Source organism: Cytobacillus citreus (genome assembly GCF_018343665.1).
Taxonomy (GTDB): domain Bacteria; phylum Bacillota; class Bacilli; order Bacillales; family Cytobacillaceae; genus Cytobacillus; species Cytobacillus citreus.
The window spans coordinates 962,286-974,913 of the sequence record NZ_JAGYPM010000001.1 but is presented as its reverse complement, the minus strand read 5'-3'; the positions used below and the strand labels follow the sequence as shown (position 1 = coordinate 974,913).

Below are 12,628 nucleotides of genomic sequence, written 5' to 3'. Positions count from 1 at the left end.
AGGATCCAACGTGCTGATAACTGAACAAAAAGAAAAAGGAATCTATATTAATGGAAAATGGCGGGATGCAATCGACGGGAAAACAAGGACAGTCTTAAATCCTGCTACTCTGGATATTTTGACAGAGGTTACTTACGGAGGCAAGCATGAAGCAATGGATTCCATTGCCGCTGCACAAGCTGCGTTTCCTTCATGGGCAAAAAAAACAGCAAGAGAACGATCTGCATTTCTATACAAAGGCTTTGAAAAAATGATTGAGAAAAAAGAGGAATTAGCTAAAATTCTAACATCTGAACAAGGTAAGCCATTATCTGAAGCCAGGGCAGAAATTGAGTCAGCTGCTAGTTACTTGTTGTGGTACGCTGAGGAAGGGAACCGAATCTATGGAGAGATCATTCCCTCCTCAAAAGCAAATAAGCGATTACTTGTTGTACCACAGCCAATTGGTGTTATCGCTGCTATTACTCCTTGGAACTTCCCTGCCTCAATGGTAACAAGGAAACTTGCTCCTGCACTCGCCGCAGGATGTACGGTTATCCTAAAACCAGCATCTCAGACCCCTCTAACGGCAATTGCAATTGTAAAAATTTTCGAAGAGATTGGACTCCCAGAAGGCGTATTAAATTTAGTTACCGGTAATGCAAAAGAAATTGCAGATACATTGACTGAGGATCCAAATGTGCGATTAATTACATTTACAGGTTCAACAGAAGTTGGAAGAGATTTAATGAAAAAGAGCTCTCAGCACATAAAAAAACTGTCATTGGAATTAGGAGGGCATGCCCCTATCGTTGTAATGGATGACGCAGATTTAGATTTAGCGGTTAATTTAACTCTATCTAGTAAATTTAGAAATTCCGGCCAGACTTGTATTTGTTCAAATAGAGTTTATGTACAAAATAAGATTGCAAATGACTTTGTAAAAAGGCTAACTTCAAAAGTAAAAGAAATGAAAATAGGCAATGGAATAGACAATGATACGAATATGGGCCCTTTAATTGATCAAGACGCTCTCGAGAAAGTAAAAGACCATGTAGAAGATGCACTTACGAAAGGAGCAACTATAGTTGCAGGTGGCAAGGATTGGAACGGCACAATACAAGGTTATTTCTATCAGCCAACAATCTTAACAGATGTGACAAATCAAATGAAGGTCATGAATGAGGAAACATTTGGCCCAGTCCTACCCATTAAATACTTTGAGAATGATGATGAAGTAATTGAACAAGCCAATCATATAGAATATGGTCTTGCAGCCTATGTCATGACCGAAAGTACGAGCCGCGCATTTAAAATGATGGAAGCGCTAGAATATGGAATTATTGGAATAAATGATGTCTTTCCTGGAACAGCAGAAGCTCCTTTTGGAGGAATGAAGGAATCCGGTTTCGGAAAAGAGGGAGGAAGAGAGGGAATTAAGGAATTCGTAGAAATGAAATATGTATCTATTGGAATTTCATAACAAGAAACGCGGGGATCATCCTGCTCTATTAAAACTCTTTCCCTATGACTAAATAGTTTTTAAACAGGGTATGGGGGGCAATCAATTAGAGTGCCCCCGAATTTTATCGTAAATATTTTATTGAAAATGAACTTCATATTGTTTATGGAGATCCTTTAAGGCAGCAATTAATGCGTTATTCGCCTTTCCTAAGTAGCCTTTTCTTAGTAATTCTTGAGGCTTATCAATACCATCTCTTAAACTATGGCCTTTTAATAGCATCGTAATATAATCTCTGCCGTGTTCAGTAGCTAATGTGCAGGAAGCATCTACTATAACCCCATATTTCTTATCAATTTCTGCCGTGATCGTCAATGTTTCAAAAACATTCGTGGCCGCCATTCCAGAAGGTAATTTAGCATGACCGGCTATAAAGATTGTATTCATCATATCTCTCCTAATATTTTTTATATCTTTAGAATAATACAAATCTATATTCATTTTAACTATTACGGCTCCAAAAATATAGAAAATTGCCTAAATTATATTCTGAATATTAATAATATTGAAACAAACATTAAATATACAAATGGTAATAGGAGGTAAATCAAAATGAAACAGTCAAGACTTGCAATCGATGTAGGTGGAACATTTACAGATGTATTCGTCTTCGATGAAAGCACGGGGGAAATTTTTGTTACGAAAACAGCTTCTACTCCTTCAAATCCTGAACGTGGAATACTTGATGGGATTGAAAAAGCCCAATTAAAAGGAGAAAACATAAAGATGTTTTCACATGGAACCACTGTTGGTACCAATGCTCTAATAGAGAGGAAGCTGCCGAAGACAGCATTGATTACAACGAAAGGGTTTCGAGATGTTCCTGAGATACGCAGAGGAACTAAATTAGATTTATGGGATGCTTATAAAGATACGGCAAAACCATATATTCAAAGACGAGATCGGTTTGAAGTAAACGAAAGAATTGATTATAACGGAAATGTACTAATAAAAATTGATGAAGAAGAAGTCCGTCATCTAGCAAGAAAATTAAACAAACGGGGAACAGAATCAATTGCCGTTTGTTTTATGAATGCCTATGTAAATGGCGAGAATGAAAAAAAGGTAAAGGAGATTCTTCAGGAGGAGCTCCCAGATGTATATATCTGTATTTCAAATGAAGTTTTGCCAGAAATATTTGAGCATGAACGTATGAGTACTACCATTATAAATGCTGTATTAGGCCCTATTATTAGTAAATACATTTACACATTAGAAGGAGAAATGGAACAAAAAGGATATAACGATGATATACTCGTTCTTCACTCTGGCGGCGGGGTCATGACCTCTAGTACTGTCCCGCGTTTTGCTGCAAGAGTTGCCAGTTCTGGTATTGCTGCAGGGGCAATAGCTAGTAAACATATCGCTAAGCTATGCGGTTTTAACAACGCTATTGGACTAGATATGGGCGGGACCAGTACAGATATATCCCTCATGTATGATGGCGATATTAGAATCACGAAAGATTGGTATATCGAATATGGGTACCCAATTGGTTTTCCAAGTATAGAAATACTGACCATCGGAGCAGGTGGAGGGAGCTTAGCCTGGAAAGATGATGGTGGCTCACTACGTAATGGGCCGCAAAGTGCAGGAGCTACCCCTGGTCCAGCCTGTTATCCAAGAGGAGGTGAGGAGCCTACGAACTCGGATGCAAATTTAGTCCTTGGACGCCTTGGTAACAATCTTTTAGACGGTAAAATGCAGCTAGATAAGGAGAAAGCAATAGAAGCTGTTGGAAAAATTGCTAAAGTGTTTGATTTTTCAACAGTCGAAGCGGCTAATGCCATTATTGAAGTTGCTAATGCAAATATGTGTGATGCACTGAGGTTGATTTCCGTGAGACGGGGCTATGATCCAAGAGAATTTGCTCTTGTTGCTTTTGGGGGAGCAGGCCCGTTACACGGAGCTTATTTAGCAAAGGAAATGGAAATTCCTACAGTTATTGTTCCTCCTCATCCTGGAGTAGCTGCAGCAATGGGTTGCTTACTTGTTGATGTACGTCACGATATTTCAAAAACATATGTTAAGAATTTTAGTCATGTCACAATAGATGAACTAGAATTAGAGTTTTCTAAAATGGAAAAAGAGGCAAAAGAATTGTTAGAAGAAGAAGGAGTGGCAAAAGAAAACTCGACATTAATGAGCTTTTTAGATATGAGATATAGCGGACAGTGGAGATCATTAGCTATACAGATCAATTTGAAAGCGTATTCATTAGAAGATGCATTGGAAGCTTTCCATCTGGAACATGAACGCGAATTTGCCTATTCGGATCGGAAACAATCAGTCGAGATATACGGATTACGATTAACTGCATTGGGAACCGTCCCAAAGCCGGAATTTCCAAAGTACGGTCCATCCGGCAGTCTTGAAGATGCTCTCAAGGAAGTGAGAGATGTCTATTTTGAAAATAAATTTGTTGCAACAAAAGTTTTTGATAGAGAAAAAATCCCAGTATTCTCAGAAATCCAAGGGCCAGCTATCGTTGATCAGCTTGATGCAACAACAGTTATACCACCTGACTTCACTGCATTTGTTGATGAATATAGAAATTTGATTCTCACGTTAAATAAATAATGAAGAGGTGAAAGGCAATGAGTTTTAATCAAGTTTCAGAACAGACTCATGGAAATCGATTAGATCCCGTTACTTTTGAAGTATTAAAAAATGGCTTTGTCAACCTCGTTGACCAAATGGCTGAACAAATTTTAAGAACTTGTTATTCATTTGTGATTTATAATCGTGATTTTAGCTGCGCACTTTGTGATGCAGATGGAAATACTGTCATGCAAGGCACACAAGACATTTCGGTTCATGTTGGAACATTGCATTTAACAGCGAAGGCTGTTTTAGAATATTTTAAGGATGACATTCATCCCGGTGATGTGTTCTTAGTGAACGATCCATATCGTGGCGGAACTCATTTTAATGATACACGTGTTGTATTGCCAGTGTTTTATGACGGAAAATTAATTGCGTTAATGCAGACGAATGGACACTGGGCTGATATGGGCGGATCCACTCCGGGCTCTTTTGATATAAATGCAAAAGAACACTATGGTGAAGGGGTTCGAATCCCACCTGTACGAATTTATAGTAAAGGGATTTACTTAAAAGATGTCGTCAACGTCCTAACATCCAATATGCGTATTCCTGAAGAGAGAAGCGGTGACTTACGAGCACAAGTAGAGGCTGCAAAAGTAGGGCAAACTCAATTGCTTGAGATCGTAAACAAATACGGCATTGAAACTACGCTAATCGCATTCGTAGAAGTGCAAGATTATGTTGAACGATTAGCCAAAGTCAAAATTTCCTCTTTACCAAAAGGTACTTGGCAGACAGTCGACTATATCGACATGGACCCAGAGTTAGGAGATGGGTTAATTCCCATTCATGTGAAGATGACCATTTCCAAAGATGAAATTTTGTATGATCTAAGTGGATCACATCAATATATCAGCTGTTTTTTAAATTCAGGTTTTGGCGGTTCATTATCTGCAACGTATGCAGGAACAAAAACCTTTTTCCCGGAAATTCCATTAAACTCAGGTTTTTATCGAGTGGTAAAAGTTAAATTACCTGAAAACTCTGTAGTAAATGCTCCTGCTCCAATCGCTGTGACCGGGTTCTGTTCAGGTGCTTATGAAAAGATAATGAATGCTTGTTTTGAATTATGGTCAAACATCATGCCTGAAAGAGCGATTGCCTGTTCCTTCAACTTAGAGTACTTATTAATTGGCGGAAACGATCAAAGAACTACTAATAATAGCTACTTTATGTGGTATGACTGGATGGCTGGAGGCCACGGGGGCCGTAATGACCGCGATGGAGTAAATGCCACTTCTCCCGTTTTTGGAGTTGGATTGAGCGTACAGCCATGTGAAGGACAAGAAAGACTCTCGCCTGTTATTACAACGAAACATCAAATCATTACAGATTCTGCAGGACCTGGAAAATACAGAGGCGGCTGTGGTGTTGAAAAAGGTGGAGTGCTCTCAAAAATTAATAACTCAGTCATGTCTTATTGCTGTGACCGTTCCCGTTCGGTAACATGGGGGATTTTTGGAGGATTGCCATCCTATCCGCATGGGGCCTGGCTAAATCCAGGTAAGGAGGATGCACAATATTTAGGAGCTATTTTTTCTAATGTTAAAGTGAAAAGCGGAGACTCGTTTGTCAGACCCTCAGCTGGTGGGGGAGGGTTAGGTGATCCTCTTGAAAGAGATCCAAAAGCTCTGTTAGAGGATGTGATCGATGAATATGTCTCAATCGAAAGAGCAAGAAAGGACTACGGTGTAGTAATAAAAGAAATTGATCGAGATATTGATCTATTTGAAATTGATTACGAAGAAACAAAGAATGAAAGGGAAAAAATAAGAAAACATCGGAAACAATGGTTAGAGATAGATCCTTTGAAAGTTGAAGAGATGTTTCAAAATAAAGAGATTGATAAGTTAGATGTCATTCGTCAATATGGAGTGATTATGGAGTATTCCACAAATAAAGCATTGTTGAAATCAACTGAACAATTTAGGAAATCTATGAAAAAACGTTCACTAGCTTATTGGAATTAACTTTAAAGTGCAAGGGCTTCTGGCCCTTGTTCTTATAAAAAAATTTAAGTAATGGGTGGAATGGATGGCCATTCGTAGTAAAGAAAGTTTTGAGAATTGGTCCCAATTACTTTGAACATCGTCAAGAATATTTATATGCTTGGAATCCAGTAGGCGTAGTATCATTAATTATTTCAAGCGTTGTTGGTTCGTTTGCGTTTGCTGCTTTCGGATTTTTTGGTGTCTTTCTACAAAATGTACCAGCTTTTTTCGCAGCAATCTTAGCTTTCATTCTTACCATCGTTTTAGCTATAACAACCAAGGGTAAGTATTACAGAAAAAAAGAAGCGAAAGATGTTTCATCTAATGAAATGATAGTATAAAAAAAATTCATTGCGAAAACTTACCATTGCATGAATTGGTTAGTTACATAAAAAATAAACATACACTCTTTTTTTATCTAGGTCCTGACCCTCACAAAAAGAAATTGTTCATTCTTGGGGGTTGGGCCCTATTTTTACGTTTTTTTACAACTTTTTACTCAAAGTTGATCGGAAGAATGATAAAATAGATGGTATTACTATTCAATAAAAGGAGGTTTTATAATATTGGACACAAAGTTTAATAAGCCAAAGAGTTTTAGTGAAATATTGGATCATACCTTTAGTTTAAGTAAAAATCGTTTTAAAGATTTCTTTATGATTTTACTTATTTTAATGGGACCGGTTTATTTAATTCAAGCCATCATTCAACTGCTATCTGGTGTTAGCTTTTTTAGGGAACTTGGAAGCGGAAATGTTTGGTATGAACAAATTCTATCAGGCTTTGCTGAATCAGAAATGGCGACAAGCATTGGTGCTAATTTAGGAACAATATTTGTTGGACTATTAGGTTTAATATTATTTCCTGTTGCTGAGGCTGCAATCATATTCGCATTGAATCACATAAGAAAAAATGAAGAATACACTGTTGGCTCTGTTATAAAAGAAGCATTTTCGAGATTTTGGCCAATCCTTGGAAGCAGTATATTATATGGAATAATAGTATTTGGGTTTATATTTGTACCCATTATGATTATTAGTTTTGTAGGTGTCATATTTGGTTTCTTGCATCCAGCTATTGGTATCATCATAGCTATTCTATTATTTCTAGGATTTTCAGTTGGTATTGGATATTTATTAACACGCTGGAGTTTTTATTTTGGTTCTGTAGTCATTGATAGAGACGCACCAGGGTTTACGAGAAGCTGGAGACTTACAAATAAACGAACATGGATCTTAATGGGGCTTTATATTCTTTTCTTTTTTATTATTTCTAGCATTAGTTTTACGGTAGAGATGACCTTTAGTGTTTTATTAGGGAATAGTGTGCTTCTGTCAATGATTGTGAACTTAGCTACTCTATTTACAACAATGATTTTATCAGTTGGATATGGTGTTATGTATTTTGATTTGAAAATTAGAAATGATGCGGATGATATAAAAGATATGATCGCGGAGTTCAAAGAACCTATTTAAGCTAGGTGAAAATTCATGATAAATTCAAGCAATGCAAGAGATGAGATTCAGAAAATCTTAAATGACAAAGAATATAAAGTTTATTACAACGAATCAAAAAATGCACTTGAGCTTTGGTGGGAAAACGCGAAAGAATGGATAGCAGATCAGCTAGCAAAATTATTTCCGTCTATTACACCGTCAAATGGTACGGCAGGATTCATTCTCATTATCATCATTGTTGCTGTCATTGCTTTATTAGGAATAATCGTGTTCTTTCTCGTACGGAATCAATACAGAAACCGCTTGCTCCGGGAAAAAAATCCTTTGCAATCGATGAAAGAAATGGATTGGTCGTATCAAAAGCATCTTATGGAAGCGAATAAACTAGGAGCCTTGGAAGAGTATACGCTATCAACTCGCCATTTGTTTTTAGCGTTACTCCTCTATTTTCACGATAAGGGCTGGCTGGAAGCAAGAATATGGAAAACAAATTGGGAGTATTATGATGAATTGCGAAAGGAAAATCAAAAATGGGCTGATCAATTTTTCAATTTAGCCCTTTTATTTGATGAGGCCGCATACGGTGAACGGGAGATTAAAAAAGAAGAATATTTAGCATTTCGAACCGAAGCAATGAAATGGCTTAATGAAGCAGTTGAAAGAACGGAAGGGTAGGGGAAATGGCCATGCAAAATGCAAAATCAAATAAAAGAACTTGGCTATGGCTAATTATCCTTCTAATCCTTTTTATGGTCATTGGTTTCTTTGCTTATTCTCCCGAACCAAAGCAATATCCAAATTATGTATCTGACTCTCCTTCACCAACGGGAGTAAAAGGACTATATACATATTTAGATAATAAAATGGAAGCGAAGAGATGGTCACATGACCCTAAGCTATTGCCAAAAATGGGCAAAAAACAATTACTCATCATGACAGAACCATTTTTTGTTCCTAAGCATGAAGAAATGGAAGCCTATAAAAAATTTATCGAAGCAGGAAATACAGTTCTTTTATTGAAAAAAAATCCTAAAGGTATGTTTGATATTAATACATTTCCAATTGAAAAGGAACCTTCTTCAGATCAGGTTATTGAAATACATAATAATATTGACGCTTCTTATAAAGCTGAAATAAGTTCTTTCTTTCGCCTGCAAACAGAACCTGAGGATATCATATTATTAAATGATCAAGCTGGCCCTGTTGCAGTAAAAAGAAATATTGGTAATGGAGATTTGATAGTAGCCGTAACACCTGAGTGGATGATAAATGGAAATCTGTTAAACAATGATCATCTTACTCTCGTTATCTCTCTTTTAAATGAAGGAAATGCCAAAAGTATATTATTTGATGAATTTACTCATGGCGGACAAAATGCTTCAACAATTTCAACACTGTATCCAAAGTGGTTCCTGTTGCTACTGCTTCAAGGAGCGATTATATTATTCCTTTGGCTCTGGTATTCCGGAAAGCGTTTCGGCCCTATTTACCTTCCTAGAATAGAGTCTGTCAGGTTCAGTGATGAAGGGCTTAGAGCGTTAGCTTCTTGGTATATAAAAGGACGCCATTATCGCGACTCATTATATATCCAAGCTGATTATGTAAAGATTGTATTACAAGAGCGCTGGAGAATCCCATATAACATGCAATGGAATGACTTGTCTAGTTATCTTGAGAAAAAATGGGAAAGGATGCCATCATCAGAAGTTCAAGCCTTTATAAAAGGAATTGAAAACGTCCTTGGGAAAGAAAAAATTAATAAACAAGAATACTTAATGTGGTCTAAAAAGCTTGATCAGTTAAGAAAAGAGGTGGAAGAAGGATGAGGACTGAATTAACATCCTTACTAGAGCAGTATGAAAAACGAATATTAGGCCAACATATGAACCTTAGACTATTGCTATCTGCTATTTTATCTGGGGGACATGTACTCCTAGAGGGGGTCCCTGGCACTGGAAAAACACAAATGGTTAGAACACTTGCTAGTCTTCTAGGTGGAAGCTTTAACCGAATTCAATTTACGCCAGATTTACTTCCAAGTGATATTACTGGCAGTGTCATCTACAATATGAAAGACAGTACATTTCAAACATTGAAAGGGCCTGTTTTTACAAATATTTTATTAGCGGATGAAATTAATCGTACACCTGCAAAAACGCAAGCTGCTCTTCTCGAGGCGATGGAGGAAAAACAAGTAACCATTCAAGGTGAAACTTTTCCGTTATCTGATATCTTTTTTGTAGTTGCTACGCAAAATCCGATTGAATTTGAAGGTACATATCCATTACCAGAAGCTCAACAGGACCGTTTCTTATTTAAACTGCAAATTGATTTTCCAAGCTTTGATGAAGAGAAAAATGTATTAAAGCAAGTATTAGAAAATAGTTTTGATTCCAATCAGGTATCATCTATCCTTGATTTAAATACTTTTTTAGCGATCAGAAATGAAATTAAGAGTGTCACGATCGGGGAAGGCGTTTTAGACTATATTATGCAAATCGTTCGAAAAACACGTGATTCAGATTCCATTCGATTTGGAGCAAGCACAAGAGCTGCGATTTCAATAGGAAAAGCTGCACAAGCATGGGCGTATTTATCCGGAAGAGATTATGTAACGCCAGATGATGTAAAAGTGACAGCAAAACCAGCATTGAGACATCGTATTCAACTATCTCCACATATAGAATTGGAGGGAGCAACCGTTGACCAAATCATTGAAGAACTTGTGGGGTCGGTTCCTGTTCCAAGATAGGGGGATAGTGCCAACGAAACGGTTATTATTCATTTTCTTAATAGTAACCATTATATTAATAGTTGGGACTGCTTCAGAAATCTCATGGAAATTGATATTGTTTGTTAATGGCTTTGTGCTTTCAGCTAGTTTATTAGATCTTTTTTTTTCACCGAAAAAAAAGCAGATTTCACTTAAACGGATTTTTCCGGATGAAATGGAAAGAGGAATTCCCTATTATGTGAGCATTGAAGTGAATAATATGTCTCCATATCCTATTCACTTTCGATTAACTGATGGGGTTCCTCAAACATTTTCCAGATCATTTCCACTTCATGGGAAAGCAATAAATGATTCGATTACACACGCTATGTATGAAACAAGAGCAACAACGAGAGGAAAATACGAGATTAATAAGCTCTATTTACGTTATTCGAGCTTCCTCGGACTATGGGAAAAGCAAATTACTTTTGAATCACAGATGTCCGTTAAAGTCATTCCCGATCTATCCGAAACAAAGAATTATTTAGAAAATGCCCAAGCATTTTTATTATATGAGGGAATAAAAATCCGGAAGCAGCAAAGTGGGATTGGGGATTTCGCAAAAATTCGAAACTATGTTGTAGGGGATGATCCTCGTAAAATTAACTGGCGGCAAACAGCTAAGCTGCATGAAGTCATGACGAATGAATATGAGCCAGAGCATGGGAAGTATATTACGATTTTAATTGATTGCGGGAGAATGATGGGGGCCGAACTGAAGAAGGGAAATCGGCTTGAGAAATCGATTGAGTCCGCATTAACGGTAGCTGCTGCCGCATTAAAAAAAGGTGATTATGTATCTGTTTTGGCGTTTTCCAAAGAAGTAAAAGTTTTTGTTCCTCCAGCAAAAGGGATGGCTCATATGCAGACCATTTTGCAAGCTATTTATAATATCAACGTGGATGCGGTAGAATCGAATTATGCAGCTGTATTCCAGTATTTAGGAATGATACAAAAGAAAAGAAGTCTTTTGTTATTATTTAGCGATGTCCGTACCTTTTTGCATGAGGAAAGTGCACTCATTTATTTAAAGCGCATAAGGCAAAAGCATTTATTTTTAATGATTGGAATTGAGGATGAAACACTTCTAAAGAGGGTTAAGGATATACCAACTAATGTCCAGGATACAATGGTAAAGAGTATGGCCCAGCAACAAATGCTTAATAAGAAGAAGGAAAAAGCAAAATGGGAAAAGCTAGGCCTCCAGATGATCGAGGCCCGTGAAGAAAAACTTGCTGTCGCAGCTGTGTCACACTATATCGACATTATGAATCGAAATCTCTTATAGTCTGATTTTTCATCAATTTTATTCTTCCAATAGCGATATATAGTATAAGTCCGATGACCGTTAAAAAAGCAACTGCATACTTTGCTTCTAATGAAATAGCAGCAGGCGTGATAAAGCCTTCAATGATTCCAGCTAAAACAAATAATGGAAGCGTACCAAGCAATAATTGAACTGAGCGCTTTGCTTGCTGCTTTAATTGAAAACCTCTTGTGAAATTACCTGGTACAAAAAGCTTATAACCCATTAACAGTCCTGCACCGCCTGCTATAAAAATTGCTGTAAGCTCTATCATTCCGTGGGGGACAATATAGGCCCAAAAATCATAGGATTTTCCGTAATGCCAAAATAGAGCTGCAAGTGCGCCAACCAAAATGCCATTATAAATTAATAAATAAACAGTTAAAAGTCCAAATGTAACACCCCCAGCAAAAGCTAATATGGCTACTTGGATGTTGTTTGTCATAATGCTTGCAGACATAAGGGAGGAATCCACATTTCCATCGCTGCTGCCAAGCTGTTCAGGATCAACCCCTTGAGCCATTTCCGCTGGGAGAATGGAGTAGATATGCAATGGATCATTGACAACTGAAAAAAAGCTTCCCGCTGCTCCAAGTGTAAAGAGGAGCATGGCAACAATAATAAATTTCCATTGTTCTAATAATAGACCAATGAATTTAGTGCTAAAAAAATAACGAATCTGCTTAACACTTGTCATTTGATCCTTATACAAAAGATTATGTGATTTCGATACAAGAGAATTTAAATATTGAGTTACTTCTTCATTTGGAAAATATGTTTGACTGTATGAAAGGTTCTGGGCAGCTTTTTGGTATAATCGATTGAATTGATTGATATCAGTTCCAGAAAAGTTATTTCTTTTTTTTTGAAGAACTACTGCCAATAACTCAAGCTGTTTCCATTCATCTCGGTGCTGCTTTACAAATTGCTTAACATTCATATAAACACCTCTTGTAATTATTGCTATTCTCCTTATTATAGTAACTTTGTAGA

Annotated in this window: 11 protein-coding genes; 9 read left to right on the top strand and 2 right to left on the bottom strand. The window is 37.0% G+C overall.

The window, feature by feature from the left end; genetic code table 11:
* The first annotated feature begins 10 nt into the window (after positions 1 to 10).
* On the top strand, positions 11 to 1,462 hold the full coding sequence (locus KHA94_RS04810) for an NAD-dependent succinate-semialdehyde dehydrogenase (RefSeq protein ID WP_213100961.1): 1,452 nt from the start codon (positions 11 to 13) through the stop codon (positions 1,460 to 1,462).
* Between the two features lie 117 nt (positions 1,463 to 1,579).
* On the opposite strand, the gene KHA94_RS04805 is transcribed toward KHA94_RS04810, so the two are convergent.
* On the bottom strand, positions 1,580 to 1,888 hold the full coding sequence (locus KHA94_RS04805; RefSeq protein WP_057770420.1) for a DUF3870 domain-containing protein: 309 nt from the start codon (positions 1,886 to 1,888) through the stop codon (positions 1,580 to 1,582).
* Between the two features lie 165 nt (positions 1,889 to 2,053).
* Between KHA94_RS04805 and KHA94_RS04800 the strand changes: the two genes are divergently transcribed.
* From KHA94_RS04800 to KHA94_RS04765, 8 genes are all read left to right on the top strand, one after another.
* Positions 2,054 to 4,081, top strand: coding sequence for a hydantoinase/oxoprolinase family protein (locus KHA94_RS04800; RefSeq protein ID WP_213100960.1), 2,028 nt, complete (start codon positions 2,054 to 2,056; stop codon positions 4,079 to 4,081).
* 17 nt (positions 4,082 to 4,098) lie between these two features.
* Positions 4,099 to 6,078 (top strand): hydantoinase B/oxoprolinase family protein, encoded by a 1,980-nt coding sequence (locus KHA94_RS04795; protein ID WP_213100959.1) that lies wholly within the window; start codon positions 4,099 to 4,101, stop codon positions 6,076 to 6,078.
* 89 nt (positions 6,079 to 6,167) lie between these two features.
* On the top strand, positions 6,168 to 6,440 hold the full coding sequence (locus KHA94_RS04790; protein WP_213100958.1) for a hypothetical protein: 273 nt from the start codon (positions 6,168 to 6,170) through the stop codon (positions 6,438 to 6,440).
* Positions 6,441 to 6,665: 225 nt separating this feature from the next.
* A complete protein-coding gene (locus KHA94_RS04785; protein ID WP_213100957.1) occupies positions 6,666 to 7,574 on the top strand; it encodes a hypothetical protein in 909 nt (302 codons plus the stop codon).
* Positions 7,575 to 7,589: 15 nt separating this feature from the next.
* The gene (locus KHA94_RS04780) at positions 7,590 to 8,231 is read left to right on the top strand and encodes a DUF4129 domain-containing protein (RefSeq protein ID WP_213100956.1); all 642 of its coding nucleotides are present in this window, start codon (positions 7,590 to 7,592) and stop codon (positions 8,229 to 8,231) included.
* 11 nt (positions 8,232 to 8,242) lie between these two features.
* Complete coding sequence (locus tag KHA94_RS04775; protein WP_213100955.1) at positions 8,243 to 9,382, top strand: DUF4350 domain-containing protein; 1,140 nt, start codon at positions 8,243 to 8,245, stop codon at positions 9,380 to 9,382.
* Complete coding sequence (locus KHA94_RS04770; RefSeq protein ID WP_213100954.1) at positions 9,379 to 10,308, top strand: AAA family ATPase; 930 nt, start codon at positions 9,379 to 9,381, stop codon at positions 10,306 to 10,308. The genes KHA94_RS04775 and KHA94_RS04770 overlap by 4 nt, the downstream gene beginning before the upstream one ends.
* Before the next feature lie 7 nt (positions 10,309 to 10,315).
* Positions 10,316 to 11,617 carry a DUF58 domain-containing protein gene (locus tag KHA94_RS04765; protein ID WP_213100953.1) on the top strand — a complete coding sequence of 434 codons (1,302 nt, stop codon included), beginning with the start codon at positions 10,316 to 10,318 and terminating at the stop codon, positions 11,615 to 11,617.
* Here the strand turns inward: KHA94_RS04765 and KHA94_RS04760 are convergent.
* Positions 11,595 to 12,575, bottom strand: a complete 981-nt coding sequence (locus KHA94_RS04760; protein WP_213100952.1) for a stage II sporulation protein M — start codon at positions 12,573 to 12,575, stop codon at positions 11,595 to 11,597. The two genes, KHA94_RS04765 and KHA94_RS04760, sit on opposite strands and share 23 nt — an antisense overlap.
* Positions 12,576 to 12,628 lie beyond the last annotated feature (53 nt).